Origin of the sequence: Knoellia flava TL1 (assembly GCF_000768675.1) — a bacterium.
Classification (GTDB): Bacteria; Actinomycetota; Actinomycetes; order Actinomycetales; family Dermatophilaceae; genus Knoellia; species Knoellia flava.
In genome coordinates this window covers 12,421-29,087 of record NZ_AVPI01000011.1, presented here as the reverse complement: position 1 = coordinate 29,087, position 16,667 = coordinate 12,421, and the positions used below count along the sequence as shown (strand labels likewise).

Sequence of the window (16,667 nt, the reverse complement as noted above, 5' to 3'; positions counted from 1 at the left end):
AGGGGTGTATGGGCACGGACGCGAGCACCCGGCATACGAACGACGTCGTATGCCGGGTGCTCGCGTCGCGCGCTCGCGCGCGGCTCAGGGGTGTGTCAGATGAGACCCAGGCCCTTGACGGCGTCGCGCTCCTCGGCGATCTCGGCCACGGAGGCGTCGATCTTGCCGCGGGAGAACTCGTCGATGTCGAGGCCCTGGACGATGCTCCACGCGCCGTCCTTGACCGTGACGGGGAAGGAGGAGATGAGCCCCTCCTCGACGCCGTAGGAGCCGTCGGACCGGACGGCCATCGAGACCCAGTCGCCCTCGGCGGTGCCCTCGACCCAGGTGCGGGCGTGGTCGATGGTCGCGCTCGCGGCGGAGGCGGCCGAGGACGCGCCGCGTGCCTCGATGATGGCCGCGCCGCGCTTGGCGACGGTCGGGATGAACGTGTTCGCCAGCCACTCCTGGTCACCGACGGCCTCGGCGGCGTTGCGGCCGCCGACCTCTGCGTGGAAGAGGTCGGGGTACTGGGTGGCGGAGTGGTTGCCCCAGATGGTCATCTTCGTGATGTCGGTGACGGGCACGCCGAGCTTGGCGGCGAGCTGGCTGATCGCGCGGTTGTGGTCGAGGCGGGTGAGGGCCGAGAAGCGCTCGGTGGGGATGTCGGGGGCGTTGCTCATCGCGATGAGCGCGTTGGTGTTGGCCGGGTTGCCGGTGACCGTGATGCGGATGTCGTCGGCCGCGACCTTGTTGAGTGCCTTGCCCTGCGGGGCGAAGATGCCGCCGTTGGCCTCGAGGAGGTCACCGCGCTCCATGCCGGGGCCGCGGGGGCGCGCGCCGACGAGGAGGGCGTGGTTGACGCCGTCGAAGACCTTCTCCGCGTCGTCACCGATCTCGACCTTGGCGAGCGTCGGGAAGGCGCAGTCGTCGAGCTCCATGACGACGCCCTCGAGCGACTTGAGCGCCGGGGTGATCTCGAGCAGGCGGAGCTCGACGGGGGTGTCGGGGCCGAGCAGGGCGCCGGACGCGATGCGGAACAGCAGGCTGTAGCCGATCTGACCGGCAGCGCCGGTGACGGCCACCTTGACGGGGGTCGGGCTCACGATGGGTACCTCTTCATGCGGGGACGAGAGTGGTCGTTCGTGACGCTATCAGCGCCCGGACAGGGAGGGCACAGAGCCCGCACCTAGGCTGGCACCATGCACGTTCTCGTCTCCGGAGGAGCCGGCTACATCGGCTCGCACACCGTCGTCCAGCTCCTCGCCGCAGGCCACGAGGTCACCGTCGTCGACTCGTTCGCCAACGCGAAGCCGTCGGTGGTCGGACGGCTCGAGACCCTGACCGGGAAGCGGCTCGACGTGCGGTCGTTCGACCTCACCGACCGCGACAAGACCGAGGCGACCTTCGTCGACACCCAGATCGACGCGGTCGTCCACTTCGCCGGGCTCAAGGCCGTCGGCCAGAGCGTCGCCGAGCCGCTGTCCTACTACGAGAACAACCTCGACACGACGCTCTCGCTGCTGCGCGCCATGGACCGGCACGGCGTGCGCAAGCTCGTCTTCTCGAGCTCGGCGACCGTCTACGGTGCCAACCCGGTGGTGCCGATGACCGAGGAGGCGCCGACCTCGGCGACCAACCCCTACGGCTGGACCAAGGTCATGAACGAGCAGGTGCTGCGCGACATGGCCGTGGCCGACCCGACGTGGCGGATCGCGCTGCTGCGCTACTTCAACCCGGTGGGCGCGCACCCGAGCGGGACGATCGGCGAGGACCCGAGCGACGTGCCGAACAACCTCATGCCCTTCCTCGCGCAGGTCGCGGTGGGCCGGCGCGAGAAGCTCTCGATCTTCGGCGGCGACTACCCCACGCCCGACGGCACGGGGGTCCGCGACTACATCCACGTCGACGACCTCGCCGCGGGGCACATCGCCGCGCTGCACAAGCTTGCGTCGACCGACACCCCGCTCAACACGTGGAACCTCGGCACCGGACGCGGCACCTCCGTGCTCGAGCTCCTCCACGCGTTCGAGCGCGCCGTCGGCCGCGAGCTGCCGCACGAGATCGTCGACCGCCGCCCCGGTGACATCGCCCAGTCCTATGCCGACCCGCGCAAGGCCGAGGCCGAGCTGGGCTGGAAGGCGACGCGCACCATCGACGACATGTGCGCCGACACCTGGCGGTGGCAGAGCGCCAACCCCGACGGCTACCCGTGATGCAGCTGATGGTGGTGCGACTTCTTGCCCGGCTGGGACACACTCGCTGGCGCTCGCATGTCCCAGCCGGGCAATAAGTCGATGGTGCGGGTCCCGCGAGCGACTCGCGGGGACGTCCCGGCCATCGTGGCCCTGCTCGTCGACGACCCGCTCGGGGCGACCCGCGAGTCGGCGGGTGAGCACACGGCATACCTCGCGGCGTTCGACGCGATCGACGCGGACCCGGCACACGAGCTCGTCGTCCTCGACGACGACGGCGAGGTCGTCGGCACGCTCCAGCTCACGCTGCTGCCCAGCCTGTCCCGCGGCGGCGCGCTCCGGGCGCAGATCGAGGCCGTGCGCGTCGCGTCGAGCCGGCGTGGGCAGGGCCTCGGCGAAGGGCTCTTCCGCTGGGCCATCGACGAGGCGCGCAGCCGCGGGGCGGTGCTCGTCCAGCTGACGACGGACGCGACCCGTGTGGACGCCCAGCGGTTCTACGAGCAGCGCCTCGGGTTCACGCCCAGCCACGTCGGCATGAAGCTTTCGCTCTGACGCTCGACCTGCAGCGGTGCCGCACCCAGTAGCACGTATGCCGTGCGCTCCCGGGAAGGGAGCGCACGGCATACGTGCGTGGTGCGGCCCGGTCAGGACAGGGAGGCGAGGGCCTCGTTGAAGGTGGCCGAGGGCCGCATGACCGCCGAGGTCTTCTCGGGGTCGGGGCGGTAGTAGCCGCCAATGTCCGCCGGCGAGCCCTGCACGGCGAGCAGCTCGTCGTTGATCTTCTGCTCGTCGCGGGTGAGCGACTCGGCTACGCCTGCGAAGGCGGAGGCCAGGTCGGCGTCGTCGGTCTGCTTGGCTAGCTCCTGCGCCCAGTAGAGGGCGAGGTAGAAGTGGCTGCCGCGGTTGTCGATCTGGCCGACCTTGCGGGCCGGGCCCTTGTTCTCCTGGAGGAGGGTCTCGGTGGCACGGTCGAGCGTCTCGGCGAGGACGCGGGCCTTGGCGTTGTCGGCCCGGTCCGCGAGGTGGCGGAACGACTCGGCGAGCGCCATGAACTCGCCCAGGCTGTCCCAGCGCAGGTAGTTCTCCTGGACGAGCTGCTGGACGTGCTTGGGCGCGGAGCCGCCGGCGCCGGTCTCGAAGAGGCCGCCACCGTTCATGAGCGGCACGACCGAGAGCATCTTGGCCGAGGTGCCGAGCTCGAGGATCGGGAAGAGGTCGGTGTTGTAGTCGCGCAGGACGTTGCCGGTGACCGAGATCGTGTCCTCGCCGCGGCGGATCCGCTCGATCGAGACCTTGGTCGCCTCGACGGGGGACTTGATCGAGATGTCGAGGCCGTCAGTGTCCTCGTCCGCGAGGTAGGTCTTCACCTTGGCGATGAGGTTGGCATCGTGCGCACGGGCCTCGTCGAGCCAGAAGATCGCGGGGGTCTGCGAGGCGCGGGCGCGGGTGACGGCCAGCTTGACCCAGTCGCGGATCGGGGCGTCCTTGGTCTGGCAGGCGCGCCAGATGTCACCGGCGGCGACCTCGTGCTCGAGGAGCACGTCGCCGGCGGCGTTGACGACCTGCACGCGACCGGCCTCGGCGAGCTCGAACGTCTTGTCGTGCGAGCCGTACTCCTCGGCCTTCTGCGCCATGAGGCCGACGTTGGGCACCGAGCCCATCGTCGTGGGGTCGAAGGCGCCGTGGGCGCGGCAGTCGTCGATGACGGCCTGGTAGACCCCCGCGTAGGAGCTGTCGGGGATGACCGCGAGGGTGTCGGCCTCCTCGCCGTCCGGGCCCCACATGTGACCGGACGTCCGGATCATCGCGGGCATGGAGGCGTCGATGATGACGTCGCTCGGGACGTGCAGGTTGGTGATGCCCTTGTCGGAGTTGACCATCGCCAGCTCGGGCCCGGCGGCGAGCCCGGCCTCGATGTCGGCCTTGATCTCGTCACCGTTGGGGAGCGCCGACAGGCCGTCGAGGATGGCGCCGAGACCGTTGTTGGGGGAGAGGCCGGCGGCCTCGAGGGCGGCGCCGTGCTTCTCGAAGACCTCGGGCAGGAACGCCCGCACGACGTGGCCGAAGATGATCGGGTCCGAGACCTTCATCATCGTCGCCTTGAGGTGGACGCTGAAGAGGACGCCGTCGGCCTTGGCCTTGGCGACCTGCTCCGTGAGGAAGGTGTCGAGCGCGGCGGCCCGCATGACGGTGGCGTCGACCACCTCGCCCTCGAGGACCTTGAGGCCGTCCTTGAGGACGGTGGTGCCCGAGTCGGTGACGAGCTGGATCGTCAGGGTGTCGGCCGAGTCGAGCACGACCGACTTCTCGTTGCTCGCGAAGTCGTCGTGGCCCATGGTCGCGACATTCGTCCTGCTGTCGGCTGTCCAGGCACCCATCGAGTGCGGGTGGGCCTTGGCGTAGTTCTTCACCGAGGCGGGGGCGCGGCGGTCGGAGTTGCCCTCACGCAGGACCGGGTTGACGGCGCTGCCCTTGACCGAGTCGTAGCGGGCCTTGGCGTCGCGCTCGGCGTCGGTCGTCGGCTCGTCGACGTAGGCCGGGAGGTCGAAGCCATGGCCCTGCAGCTCCTTGATCGCGGCCTTGAGCTGCGGCACGGAGGCGCTGATGTTGGGGAGCTTGATGATGTTGGCCTCGGGCGTCTTGGCCAGGTCACCGAGCTCGGCGAGCGCGTCCGCGGTCTTCTGGTCGTCCGGCAGCTGGTCCGCGAAGGCGGCCAGGATGCGCGCCGCGACGGAGATGTCGCGGGTCTCGACGTCGACACCGGCGGTGGAGGCGAAGGCCTCGATCACCGGGAGGAAGGAGTAGGTCGCGAGGAGCGGCGCCTCGTCGGTGAGCGTGTAGATGATCTTCGCCATGCGGCGAATCTACCCAACGACGCAACGGCGTCCGTATGCCGTCCGCCCACCAGCGACGTATGGCCACCAGCGACTTATTGCCCGTTCGCGCCGCACCGCGGACCGGAACCTGACCGCGGACGGGCGCGAACGGGCAATAAGTCGACCTCAGACTGTCGTGCGTGGGGCGTCGGGGTCGACGCCGTCGGGCACGACGACGTCCTCGACCCGCACCTGGCCGGTGATGTCGCGGTCACGGCGGTCGACGCCAGTGATGAGGTGGAAGGTCGCACCCGCGATGGCGGCGCCGATGACCGGTGCGAGCCAGAAGAGCCACAGCTGCCCCGGTGCGCCGTCGCCGTTGAAGAACGCGACCGCCGTCGAGCGGGCGGGGTTGACCGAGGTGTTGGAGATGGGGATCGAGATGAGGTGGATGAGCGTGAGGCAGAGGCCGATGGCGAGCGGCGCGAAGCCGGTCGGGGCGCTCTCGCGGGTTACGCCGAGGATGACGTAGACGAAGAACATCGTCAGCAGCACCTCGGCGCACAGGACCGCGAACATCGAGTAGCCGCCGGGGGAGTTATCGGCGAAGCCGTTGGCGGCGAGGTTGCCGGTGACGACGAAGCCGTCGCGGCCGCGGGCGATGGCCCACAGTGCGCCACCGGCGGCGAGACCGCCGAGGACCTGCGCGACGACGTAGAGCGGCACGTCCTTCCACTCGAACCTCTTGGCGACGGCGATGCCGATCGTCACGGCCGGGTTGAAGTGCGCACCGGAGACGTGCCCCACGGCATACGCCATCGTCACGACCGTGAGGCCGAAGGCCAGGGCGACGCCGACGAAGCCGATCCCGAGGTGCACCGGAGCGCCGGAGCCGAGCGTGGGCGTCGACAGGAAGCCGGCGGCGAAGATGGCCGAGCCGCAGCCACCGAAGACCAGCCAGAACGTGCCGACGAACTCCGCAAGCAGGCGCTTGGACATCTCAGGGATCAGCATGGCGCCCATTGTTGCCCAAACGGGGGTCGGGAAGGGCGATGGTGCGGGACCACCGGACCGTGTCGGCAGCGAGCGGCCCGGTAGGTTGGCGGCCGTGAAGATCTCCGTGGTGGGCCTCGGCTACGTCGGCCTCTCCAACGCCGTCGTCCTCGCCCAGCACCAAGACGTCATGGCCGTCGACCTCGACCAGGAGCGCGTCGACCAGGTCAACCGGCGCGAGTCACCGCTCGTCGACCCCGAGCTCGAGGACTACCTCGCGCACCACGAGCTGTCGCTCACCGCGACGACCTCGGCGGACGAGGCGCTGCCGGGCTCGGCCTACGTCGTCGTCGCCACCCCCACCGACTACGACCCGGAGCGCGACTTCTTCGACACCTCGTCGGTCGAGTCGGTCATCGCCTCGGTGGAGCGCCTCGCGCCCGAGGCGACCGTCGTCGTCAAGTCGACCGTGCCCGTCGGCTTCACCGAGCGGATGCGGGCCGCGCACTTCGGCCTCGACATCCTCTTCTCGCCGGAGTTCCTGCGCGAGGGACGCGCGCTGCACGACAACCTGCACCCGAGCCGGGTCGTCATCGGTGGCTCCAGCGACGCGGCCCGACGCTTCGGCGAGCTTCTCGTCGAGGGCGCGCTCGACGAGGACGTCCCGGTCCTGCAGACGGAGCCGACCGAGGCCGAGGCGATCAAGCTCTTCGCCAACACGTTCCTCGCGATGCGGGTCGCCTACTTCAACGAGCTCGACACGTATGCCGTGTCGCACGGTCTCGATACCCGCGCGATCATCGACGGGGTCGGGCTGGACCCGCGGATCGGGTCGCACTACAACAACCCGTCGTTCGGCTACGGCGGCTACTGCCTGCCCAAGGACACCCGCCAGCTGCTCGCGAACTACGACCAGGTGCCGCAGAACCTCATCCGGGCGATCGTCGACTCGAACACGACGCGCAAGGACTTCATCGCCACCGACATCCTCCGGCGCAAGCCCCAGGTCGTCGGGATGTACCGGCTCATCATGAAGGCCGGCTCGGACAACTTCAGGGTGTCGAGCATCCAGGGGATCATGAAGCGGATCAAGGCCAAGGGGATCGAGGTCGTGCTCTACGAGCCGGCGCTCGAGGACGACCGCTTCTACAACTCCGAGGTGATCCGCGACCTCGACGAGTTCAAGGCCCGCGCCGACGTCATCGTCGCCAACCGGCTGAGCGCCGACCTCGACGACGTGGCCGACAAGGTCTACACCCGCGACCTCTTCGGCCGCGACTGACGAGCCGCTTGCTCGCCAGAGGTGTTCAGAGCGGTCTCGTCAAGCGCCCACTGCGCGATGTCCGACGTCGTGTGGCGCTGGATCGGACGCTTTCTCGCATCTCACGCGACCGTCTCGCACGCCCAAGAAATGCGAGCAGCAGGTAGAGGACAACGGACATGACCGCCATGTAGCGGTTGATGAATGTGGCCAACCCCGAGAACCCAAGCAGGAGACCAGCGAGAAGGAGTGCCTCCGGCGAGGCGTGCCGGTGGCGTACCGCCAGCCCGATGATGAGGCCTGCCAGGAGGCTTCCCAGCACCACGCCTGGCATTCTGAAGTCGCGATACCACGGCTCTAGCCATGTGTAGACGTTTGTGGGGACAGGGAGGAACGTGAACGGCGAAACCTCTTCCCAATGAGTGATGCCTGGGACGAGCTTGAGCGGACCCACAAATGTTGCGCGTCCCCACGTTTGTGGGTTGTAGTCGCCGATGATCAGCCCGGTTCCACCGACTGGAGGCCAAGAGCGATCTTTCGACTCGGTGAGGGCGCCGAAGGCAGGGACACCACTTGAGGCGTAATGCAAAACACTTGTGTACTGGCTTCCGCGAATGCGCGGATCCACCACCGAGTCGATGGCGGTGTTTGTGTTTCCGGTCTTGCCCAGCGCGACCGCGAGTCCTTGGAATATGGCAAAAGCGAGCACGAGGGCGCCGACCAGTCCCATGAGACGTCGCGCACTCACGCTCTGCTTCCCGTTCGCGCCCCGCTGAATGAGTCGGAGCACCAAAACCCCGCCCACCCACGCGATGCACACAAAGATATTCGTTCGCTGCAGCGTGAGTACCTGGGCCCCGCTCACGAACACCAGGAGTGGCAGCCGGTACCACGCCCCACGCAAGCCCGTTACAAGCTCGGGAAAAATGGCCAACACAAAACACAGCGGACCAAAGTAGAAGAGCACTTTGCCGTAGAGGGGGAACGCCTCCAGATATCCGACAGCACTGTACTCGCGGATGCTCGTCGGGTCACTGATGATCGTTGCTAGACCATAGTTTTGGGCGATGGTTCGGAGGTAGATGAGAACACCTACGCTGAAGGCGCCGATGAGCAGCCAGAACTGACCTAGAGTGACGAGCGGTCGAGTGCCCGACGCTGGCTGGGGGGAAGTCCGCTCGCCAATCAGGAGAATGCCGAGATTGAAGGCGATGAGTGACGTTGCAATGAGCGACCATGCGTACCAGCTGAGCGGATCGTAATTCATGAGACCCGATCCGATGATCAACAGTGCAATAGCCCAGACTCCGTTGTGGAGGGTAGCTGGGAGACCGATTCCACGCTTGGAAGTCAGCATTGCGATCGTGGCGCAGGTCATGAGGAGACCTAGCGTCAGGGCGACATTGTCGGAAGTCACACGATCACCGACTCAGGCGCCGTGCCAGGGGGCAGTGGGGTAGGCACTGCACCAAGGTACAGTCGCCGTTGTCCTGCCTTGCTCGGGCAGATTTGTCGCCTTTGTGGCGGGCGCACAGGGAAGGCCCGTGTGCTGACGTGGAGGAACGGTACTTAGCCATCGTGCAAGGGCCCAAAAATTTCATGTCGCCTACTCCCCTCGTGCCGTCGGAACGCCCGCCTCAGTCGCTTCCGCGACGACCCACGAACGGTGAATCCGGCGAAGGTGAATCTTGCAGGCTGCCGCGAGGAGGGTGTACGCGACCACCGATCCCCAAGCCGCCCCCATTGCTCCCCACCGGGGGACCAGGGCGAGGCATAGAACGATGAGGACAGCCGATGAGGCAACTGTCGCAGTGCTGACCTGTTTCAGACGGCCGAGTCCATTCAGCACTCCGGCGTCGAGCTGATAGCTGGCCATGGGAATCGACGCGAGGACCAGGACGGCGATGAGAGGTTTTGCTGACGCGTATGCCGGGCCGAGCAGGAGGTCAATGGCCCACGGTGCGATGCCCACCAGTGCCAGGCCGAGCGCGGCAGTCAGCACGAGGGTGAGGCGCCGGACGCGCCGCCCATCGGTGACCGATGAGGAGATAGAGGCGCGGCGGAAGGCGACCTGCGCGACAGCACCCGGAACGATCCACAAGATCTCCGTCAGGGTCGCGGCAGCTCCGTAGACACCGACGGCCGACGATCCGGCAAGGGCGCCGAGGATGAGGCGGTCACCCCGAATGACAAACGCCTGGCCTAGTGAGGCGAACATCGCTGGCAGGCTGAAATCCAGGACCCCGCGCAGCCCCCAGTCCGCAGTGACCTCCTCGCGTGGCAAGCGGTGTACCTGGACGAGTAGGAAGACCGTCTGGCACGCGACTCCCACGACGAGAACAATCATGGTGATGCGGAGAGTCAGGTTGCCAGTGGCGTAGATGAGCCCGACGAGCGCGGTCTGAACGACTGCTGGCACCACGTCGCTGACCACGGCCATCCGGTGATGCCCGCAGCCGTGGAGGAGCTCTCTCATGAGATAGCACCAGAGGAGCAGCGCTGCGTACGCGACGAAAAGTGCCCCTGCCCAAATTTCTGGTAGGCCGCCGCTGAGCGCCAAGACCCCGAGACCGAGGGTTGCGGACGTTACGAGGTGCGCGATCGACAGGTTGCGCGAGTGGCGCAGGTAGGTGTCGATGCCCAGGGGAGGGTCCTGGTTGACGAGCACACGACCGCCGGTGCCCATCCCCAGCGACCCGATGAGCATCAGGAAGGACGACGTCGTGAGGAACACCACGACGACGCCTCGATCAGCCGTTCCCAACCAGCGTGCGGTGAGCACGGCAAAGAGCGAGGCGCTCGCCGCGAGCACACCTGTCCACAGCACGACCTGTGCCTCAGCGCTCCGGACCAGGGCCCTGCCAAGGCTCGACAACGGCTGGGGTGTCACGGAGTTCCCACTGCGAGGCCCATCGCCGCGCACCAGACGTCCCTCCATGCCTCGAACGCGTAGTGCTCGCGCACCCTGCCCAGTCCGGCGCGTCCCCGCTGCTCTCGCCGTGTCGAACTCTCGGTGAGCAGCTCGTCGAGACCGTCCGCCCACTCAGCAGGTGACGTCGCCGCCACGCCATCGAATCGCTCCAGCGCCAGAGCATTTGCCCCGACAGGTGAGCCGATCATGGGTAGTGCCGTCGCGGCATACTGCAGCAGCTTGTAGGCGCACTTGCCGCGAGCGAAGGCGGTGTCGGTCAGGGGTGCGATCGCGACGTCGGCACCGGCCAGGTCATGCGCATACCCGCTCAGGCTCCATGGAACCCGCTCGAGGACGGGGTCGAGGCTCGACAGCGCGGGGTTGTGGGAGGGCCCGCTGATCAGGCGGATTCTCGCGCCGTGCTTCTGAGCCACCTGCAGGAGAGCTGGCGCGATGGGCTCCAGAAACACTTCGGTGCTGGGTGACCCCAGCCACACGATGACCGGTTCGCCCTCCGGCAAGTCCCACGAGGTGCGGGGGACGTAGTCGTCCGGCTCGACGCACGACGGAATCACGCGCACGTCCCTGTGGTGCTTCTCCGCCCAGTCGGCCAAATACTCGTTGCCCGCGACGACGACGTGGGCCGCGGCGACACTGCGACGAGTCTTCTCCTCAGGCCTGAACCACGATCGTGGACCACCGCTGTCGACGTAGATGGCGTCGTCGAAGTCGAAGACGGAGTGTGCGGCGGTTCCCAGGATCCTCTCTTCGGTCTTACCTCGCCCGAAGGGGCTTGCCTCGCGGGACATGAGCACCGTGTCGCCCCGAACGTCGAGTCTGCGCAGGTCGTACTCGGCGCGCGCGACCTGACGAGGATGTCGAAGCAGGCGGTCGACACGGTTGTCGGGAAAGTCCGCATAGAAGTGCGTGTCGCCGTCCAGCCGAACGTGAGCCAGCCAGTCGAGGATCCGCACCCGAGTGCTTGATCCGTCGGCGCCGTACGGGGCCACGACACGGATCATGATGGCCTCTTCCTCGCGCCTGCCGAGCTCTCACGAATCGCCGACATCTCCCGCTCCGGGTTGTCGGCTCCCGACACCCGTCGGTCAGGGAGCGCGCGCTCGAGAATCTGGCTGACGATCCTGGACGGATCGAAGTTCTCTTCGACGTAGGCGCGAGCGGCTGTGCCCATAAGGCGACGATCGTCCGCGGATGTGATCATTCGGGTCAGGGCTGTTTCCAGAGCGTCGACGTCGTCAACGGGAACCAGAAGGCCGGTCCTCTCATGGATGACGCTATCGATGGCGCCCACTGCCTTGGTGGTCAATGTCGGTACGCCCATCGCTGAGGCCTCGAGGACCACATTCGGAAAACCTTCGCGCCGGGTGGGGAGGACCAAAAAGTCCATCTGTGACATATGCGGTCGGATATCGTCCACGGGCCCATGCGCGGTGAAATTCACATTCGCGCCACGAAGGGCAGCGAGCATCTCCTCTGAGTCCGGCTCGTCGTGCGAACCGACCACGGTGAGATGGTACGTGCCAGCCAAACTTGGTCTGCCGAGGGCATCTGCGAGGGCGCCAATGCCTTTGTCGGCCGTGACGCGGCCAACGAAACCGATATTGACCACGCCAATTGGCGGAGACGACGCGCCCGCGGCGCGAGGTTGCGGCATGAAATGGCGGGTGTCGACCCCATGGTCGCTGCCGGGATCGGTGTGCGAGAGCTTGCTCTCGGATGTTAACCGCAGTTCGAGATATCGGTGATGGAGCGAAGGTGAGTTAGCAATGACATCGGTTGCGCAGGCACTCGTGAGCCGCTCCAAGACCGTGAGGAGTTTACGCTTGATGCCGACCTCGCCATCCAGTCGCAGACCAACAAGTAGATAGGTGCGATGGGGGACACGCGTGACTTTCGCTGCGAGCAACGCCAGCAGACTCGCCTTGGGTGTGAGTGCCACGACAAGAAGCGGTCGACGCTTCAACAACAGCACGACCCAGTGCACAAGCGCGATGGTGTCAAGTAGAGGCGATGGATCGCGAGGCATCGACACGGATACCGCTTCGACCCCGGCGGACTCCAGTTCCTTCAGCTCGGGACCCTCGGAACTGACGACTAGGACGGGTTCCACTCGTCTTCCCAATTGCCGCAACATCTCACGGCAGAACACGTGTGCCGTCACCGGAACGGTCGTGGTGACGATTGCTCCATCTCGACCAGATTTCCTCCGGGTCATCGGGCGGGCACGCCCTTCACGGTGATTCCTTCATCGACGTCCTTCACAACCAGGGCCGAGCCACCGACCACCGAATCTGGACCCAGGTCGAGACCCTGAAGAATTGCGGCGTGCGTCCCGATCATGCTTCGCGCGCCGATCCGAACATTGCCCGAAACGGCGACCAAGGGGTTGATCGACACGTAATCGTCGACGTCCACGTCATGTCCGATGGTGGTGTTGAGGTTGAGGTGCACGTGTCGCCCAAGACGAATATTTGTTGTCAAACGGACGCCGGCGCACACGATCGAGCCCGGCCCCAAAGTGACGTCCCGGCCCATGCTGGCAGTGGGGTGCACAAGCACGCCGGCCGAGAGCCCCAAACGGGTGAGTTGTGCGTCGATGTTGGCTTTCACCGATCCGGTGCCAATACCGATGAAGACGTGAGTCTCCTTGGGTGCGTCCTCCAGCCACTCCATGCCACCGAGGACTTTGTCCTGTGACCTTGCGACTGCCGCGTGGTGGGGCTCGGAGGGGTCGTCGTCGACGTAGCCGAGGAAGTCCCAATCCTGGCCGCTGGCAATACACGCATCGATCACGTCGCGCACTTCGCGGCCGAAGCCGCCGCATCCGACGATGACAACTGGTCGAGCCATCAGGTGGTCCTCTCGGGGGGATCGAACTCAGGCATGGTCGCGTCGCCCTCGGCAGCGATGCCGTCGCGTCTCAGGACGGCGGCCACGGTACGACCGATGATGGCAAGGTCGCCACGGAGCGTGTGTGTGTCGACGTACTCGACGTCGAGGGCGAGCCGCTGGTCCCAGCTCACGGCGTTCCGGCCGCTCACCTGCGCCAGACCGGTCAGGCCCGGACGTACCTCGTGACGACGCGCCTGCTCCGGGGAGTAGCGGTCGAGGTATCGCACGAGCAGTGGCCGAGGGCCGACGACCGACATGTCGCCGCGCACGATGTTCCAGAGGGTGGGCAGCTCGTCGAGACTGGTGGAGCGCAGGAAGATGCCGAACGCCGTGAGGCGGTCGGCGTCGGAGACGAGGCCCTTGGCCGGGTCAGGCTCGAGCATCGTGCGGAACTTGCGCATGACGAAGATCCGGTCGTCGAGTCCGGGTCGCTCCTGCTCGAAGAGGACCGGCGACCCGAGCTTGACGCGGACCGCCAGTGCGAGCACGGCCTGCACTGGGAGGGACAGCACCAGGGCTGGCGTGGTCACGATGAGGTCGAAGACCCTCTTGCTGTCGATCCGGGTCATGACGCGCGCAGGACCCGTCGGGTTTCTGCTATCACTCGGTCGATCTGCTCGTCGTTGAGCTCGGAACCGGAGGGAAGGGTCACCCCTGTGGCGAAGAGTCGCTCGCTGACGCCGGTGAGCACCGCGCGACGGCCTTCATGGACCGGCTGGAGGTGCATCGGCTTCCAGAGATGACGCGCCTCGATGCCGGCGGCGTCGAGACCCGACATCAGCGTGGCCGGGTCGATGTCGAGCTGGTCAGGGTCCAGCGAGATGCACGTCAGCCAGTGATTGTCTTCGGACTCAGCCGCCCCGTCGCCGGGCCCTCGGCCCAGGAACGTCAGCCCTCGGATGTCGGCGAAGCCAGCTGTGTAACGACGGCGGATCTCGCGGCGGCGCGAGATCATCGAGTCGAGGCGCTCCAGCTGGCCGACACCCAACGCTGCCAGGACGTTGGACATCCTGTAGTTGTAGCCGACCTCGGTGTGCTCGTACCAGGCCGCGGGCTGCCTGGCCTGAGTCGAGAGGTAGCGGGCCCGGTCCAGCAACGCGAGGTCGTCGCTGAGCAGCATCCCACCGCCGGACGTCGTCATGATCTTGTTGCCGTTGAACGACAGTGCGGCGGCCCGGCCGAACGACCCAGCGCTGCGTCCGCCATGGGTGGCGCCGAGCGCTTCGGCGGCGTCCTCGACCAGGGGCACGCCGAGGTCGTCGAGGCGCCGGCCCAGTGCGGTGTAGTCGCAGCATCGGCCGAAGAGGTCGACCGTCATCACGGCAGCGACCGTGAGGCCCTCGGACAGAAGCACCTCGACGGTCTCGACCAGGAGGTCGATGTCGACGTTGGCGTCCTCGGCGGAGTCGACGAAGACGGGCTCAGCGCCGGTGTACGCAACAGCGTTGGCGGAGGCCGCAAAGGTCATCGAAGGGAGAACGACGACCGTGCCTGGGCCGGCCCCGAGCTCGAGCAGGGCCAAGTGAAGGGCGGCCGTTCCAGACGCGAGCGCGAGCGCCCCGGAGACACCGCATCGCTGGGCCACTTCGCGCTCGAAGCGGTCGACCATCGGCCCCAGCGGTGCCACCCATCCCGAGCGGAGCGCCTCCAGGACGTACTTCTCCTCGATGTCGGTGACATGTGCACGCGACAGGTGGATCCGTTCGTTCACGACTGCACCACCTCCTGCACCGATTGACTGAGCATCCACTGGCGGGCATCCTCCGGTTGGGCGACGTCAGCGTTGGCGACCTGGTCCACGGACATCGCCGGGACCTCGACCTTGTTGATGAGCGAGTGGCCCGCCGAGATGACCTCCTCGCCGGGTGCGAAGAGCTCCTCGGACATCTTCTCGCCGGGACGCAGCCCGGTGAACACGACCTCCACGTCGGACTTCCCGGAGAGGTCGATCAGGGTGCGGGCCACGTCGAGGATCTTCACGGGCTGGCCCATGTCGAGGACCATGACGTCGCCGTTCGCCCCGATTGCAGCGGCCTGGAGGACGAGCTGGCTCGCCTCAGGGATGAGCATGAAGAACCGCTCGACGTCCGGGTGGGTGATCGTCACAGGTCCACCCTGCTCTATCTGAGCCGTGAAGGCGGTGATGACCGACCCGCGCGAGCCGAGGACGTTGCCGAACCGCACGCTCACGAACATACCCTTGTGGCCATCGGCGAACTCGGCCGTCAACCGCTCCGCCAGGCGCTTGCTGTAGCCAAGAACGCAGGTGGGGTTCGCAGCCTTGTCCGTGGAGATGTTGACGAAGGTCTCGACGTCTGCCGCCTCGGCGGCCGCGAGGACGTTGGCCGTGCCGAGCACGTTTGTCTGCCATGCCTCGAGGGGGAACTGCTCGAGCAGGGTGAGGTGCTTGAGGGCTGCAGCGTGGAAGACAACCTCCGGACGCTCCCTCTCGAAGACCCGCTGGAGGGCGTCCTTGTCCCGGATGTCGCAGAGCGCGAGCGTGCCGTCGTCGAGGAGGGCCCGTCCCGTGAGGCTCATCTGCGTGCTGTGGAGGGCGGACTCGTCTCGGTCGAGCAGGACGAGCTTGGCGGGGCTGAACCGCGAGATCTGGCGGGCGAGCTCGGAGCCTATGGAGCCACCTGCACCGGTGACGAGAACCCGCTTGCCGGTGATGGACGCTGAGATCGATGCGGGATCCATGGTGATCCGCTGGCGACCGAGCAGGTCCTCGAGGTTGAGCTTGTGCAGGTCGGCGCCGCTTGCCGGCCCGAGGAGACGGCCGACGGGCGGCAGGACGAGCAACTCGAGCTGATGGGCGCGCGCGAGGTCCCGGATCTCGCGCAGTCGCTCTGCGGGCAGGGACGGCATGGCAACTGCCAAGGTCGTTGCGTCCGTGCGGTCGACGACCTCGGCGAGCCGGTCCGCACCCCCGACGACCCGCAGACCGTCGATGTGCATACGTCGCTTTCGCGGGTCGTCGTCGATCACCGCGACCGGGACCAGCTTGCCGCTGGTGGAGGTGTCGCGGGTGAGCGCACGGATGAGCTGGCGACCGCCCTCGCCAGCCCCGTAGACGATGACCGCCTCATCGTCATCGTTCATCCTGTGCCTGCCCCACCGGTAGGAGCGGACGACGAAGCGCAGAGCGAACATTCCGACGAGTGACACGACTGGAACGATGAAGGGGAGGCTTCGCGGCACCGGGAACCAGTCGGTGACGATCCGCACTCCGACCAGGGCCAGACCCACGACCAGCGTGGACCAGGCGACCTGTGAAGTCTCCTCGAACGAGCCTCTTCTGTGCTGATGCTGAACCAAGCCGGCTGTGAGACCGACCACGAGCTGCACCGTCGCGGCCACCCCAGCAAAGGCGAGGATCGACGACTCCGTGGCCAAGGCAATGTCCATGTCGAAGCGGAGCCAGGCTGCGGCCATCACCGACACGCCGACGATCGCCGCATCCACGGCTGCCCAACCCCCACGTACGACGACGTCCCGCCGTCCAACCCTCGTCGACATGACTGACAGTGCTCCCCGGGGTAATTTGCGACTTGATCGGAGCGGGCAGCGGATCGCTGTGCTGGGTCAGAAGCCGCTCT

At 67.0% G+C, this 16,667-nt stretch carries 14 protein-coding genes; 3 read left to right on the top strand and 11 right to left on the bottom strand.

Translation table 11 applies throughout. The features are described 5' to 3' along the window. Window positions 1-95: 95 nt before the first annotated feature. Window positions 96-1,085 carry a malate dehydrogenase gene (locus tag N798_RS05000; RefSeq protein ID WP_035946759.1) on the bottom strand — a complete coding sequence of 330 codons (990 nt, stop codon included), beginning with the start codon at window positions 1,083-1,085 and terminating at the stop codon, window positions 96-98. A 96-nt stretch (window positions 1,086-1,181) separates the two neighbouring features. Between N798_RS05000 and galE the strand changes: the two genes are divergently transcribed. Further along, complete coding sequence (gene galE / locus N798_RS04995; RefSeq protein ID WP_035946757.1) at window positions 1,182-2,195, top strand: UDP-glucose 4-epimerase GalE; 1,014 nt, start codon at window positions 1,182-1,184, stop codon at window positions 2,193-2,195. A 57-nt stretch (window positions 2,196-2,252) separates the two neighbouring features. Further along, on the top strand, window positions 2,253-2,726 hold the full coding sequence (locus tag N798_RS04990) for a GNAT family N-acetyltransferase (protein ID WP_198030710.1): 474 nt from the start codon (window positions 2,253-2,255) through the stop codon (window positions 2,724-2,726). Between the two features lie 92 nt (window positions 2,727-2,818). Here the strand turns inward: N798_RS04990 and N798_RS04985 are convergent, their stop codons facing one another. Together N798_RS04985 and aqpZ are read right to left on the bottom strand one after the other, a co-directional pair. Next, a complete protein-coding gene (locus tag N798_RS04985) occupies window positions 2,819-5,029 on the bottom strand; it encodes an NADP-dependent isocitrate dehydrogenase (RefSeq protein ID WP_035946755.1) in 2,211 nt (736 codons plus the stop codon). A gap of 147 nt (window positions 5,030-5,176) precedes the next feature. Next, window positions 5,177-6,013: an aquaporin Z gene (gene aqpZ, locus N798_RS04980; RefSeq protein WP_371870453.1), complete on the bottom strand. Its 837-nt coding sequence runs from the start codon at window positions 6,011-6,013 to the stop codon at window positions 5,177-5,179. Window positions 6,014-6,098: 85 nt separating this feature from the next. Here aqpZ and N798_RS04975 point away from each other — a divergent pair, with 85 nt between their 5' ends. After that, window positions 6,099-7,265 carry a nucleotide sugar dehydrogenase gene (locus N798_RS04975; RefSeq protein WP_035946754.1) on the top strand — a complete coding sequence of 389 codons (1,167 nt, stop codon included), beginning with the start codon at window positions 6,099-6,101 and terminating at the stop codon, window positions 7,263-7,265. A gap of 25 nt (window positions 7,266-7,290) precedes the next feature. Here N798_RS04975 and N798_RS04970 read toward each other — a convergent pair whose 3' ends face one another. The 8 genes from N798_RS04970 to N798_RS04935 form a co-directional block, all read right to left on the bottom strand. Then, on the bottom strand, window positions 7,291-8,601 hold the full coding sequence (locus tag N798_RS04970) for an O-antigen polymerase (RefSeq protein ID WP_229708745.1): 1,311 nt from the start codon (window positions 8,599-8,601) through the stop codon (window positions 7,291-7,293). A 249-nt stretch (window positions 8,602-8,850) separates the two neighbouring features. Beyond that, on the bottom strand, window positions 8,851-10,071 hold the full coding sequence (locus tag N798_RS17225) for a lipopolysaccharide biosynthesis protein (RefSeq protein WP_188450429.1): 1,221 nt from the start codon (window positions 10,069-10,071) through the stop codon (window positions 8,851-8,853). 59 nt (window positions 10,072-10,130) lie between these two features. Beyond that, window positions 10,131-11,177: a glycosyltransferase family protein gene (locus tag N798_RS04960; protein WP_035946748.1), complete on the bottom strand. Its 1,047-nt coding sequence runs from the start codon at window positions 11,175-11,177 to the stop codon at window positions 10,131-10,133. After that, the gene (locus N798_RS17720) at window positions 11,174-12,337 is read right to left on the bottom strand and encodes a glycosyltransferase (RefSeq protein ID WP_188450430.1); all 1,164 of its coding nucleotides are present in this window, start codon (window positions 12,335-12,337) and stop codon (window positions 11,174-11,176) included. Before N798_RS17720 ends, N798_RS04960 begins: the two co-directional genes overlap by 4 nt. Before the next feature lie 50 nt (window positions 12,338-12,387). After that, on the bottom strand, window positions 12,388-13,026 hold the full coding sequence (locus N798_RS04950) for an acetyltransferase (protein WP_035946744.1): 639 nt from the start codon (window positions 13,024-13,026) through the stop codon (window positions 12,388-12,390). Then, complete coding sequence (locus N798_RS04945) at window positions 13,026-13,637, bottom strand: sugar transferase (protein WP_035946743.1); 612 nt, start codon at window positions 13,635-13,637, stop codon at window positions 13,026-13,028. The genes N798_RS04950 and N798_RS04945 overlap by 1 nt, the downstream gene beginning before the upstream one ends. Then, window positions 13,634-14,779: a DegT/DnrJ/EryC1/StrS family aminotransferase gene (locus N798_RS04940; RefSeq protein WP_084100132.1), complete on the bottom strand. Its 1,146-nt coding sequence runs from the start codon at window positions 14,777-14,779 to the stop codon at window positions 13,634-13,636. Before N798_RS04940 ends, N798_RS04945 begins: the two co-directional genes overlap by 4 nt. Beyond that, a complete protein-coding gene (locus N798_RS04935) occupies window positions 14,776-16,476 on the bottom strand; it encodes a polysaccharide biosynthesis protein (RefSeq protein ID WP_415751852.1) in 1,701 nt (566 codons plus the stop codon). Before N798_RS04935 ends, N798_RS04940 begins: the two co-directional genes overlap by 4 nt. Window positions 16,477-16,667 lie beyond the last annotated feature (191 nt).

What these genes read in the sequence shown, in the direction of transcription:
- galE (WP_035946757.1), top strand. Translation starts at nt 1,182, where the DNA reads ATGCACGTTCTCGTCTCCGGAGGAGCCGGCTACATCGGCTCGCACACC.
- N798_RS04990 (WP_198030710.1), top strand. Translation starts at nt 2,253, where the DNA reads ATGTCCCAGCCGGGCAATAAGTCGATGGTGCGGGTCCCGCGAGCGACT.
- N798_RS04985 (WP_035946755.1), bottom strand. Translation starts at nt 5,029, where the DNA reads ATGGCGAAGATCATCTACACGCTCACCGACGAGGCGCCGCTCCTCGCG.
- aqpZ (WP_371870453.1), bottom strand. Translation starts at nt 6,013, where the DNA reads ATGGGCGCCATGCTGATCCCTGAGATGTCCAAGCGCCTGCTTGCGGAG.
- N798_RS04970 (WP_229708745.1), bottom strand. Translation starts at nt 8,601, where the DNA reads ATGCTGACTTCCAAGCGTGGAATCGGTCTCCCAGCTACCCTCCACAAC.
- N798_RS04960 (WP_035946748.1), bottom strand. Translation starts at nt 11,177, where the DNA reads ATGATCCGTGTCGTGGCCCCGTACGGCGCCGACGGATCAAGCACTCGG.
- N798_RS04950 (WP_035946744.1), bottom strand. Translation starts at nt 13,026, where the DNA reads ATGGCTCGACCAGTTGTCATCGTCGGATGCGGCGGCTTCGGCCGCGAA.
- N798_RS04945 (WP_035946743.1), bottom strand. Translation starts at nt 13,637, where the DNA reads ATGACCCGGATCGACAGCAAGAGGGTCTTCGACCTCATCGTGACCACG.
- N798_RS04935 (WP_415751852.1), bottom strand. Translation starts at nt 16,476, where the DNA reads ATGGACATTGCCTTGGCCACGGAGTCGTCGATCCTCGCCTTTGCTGGG.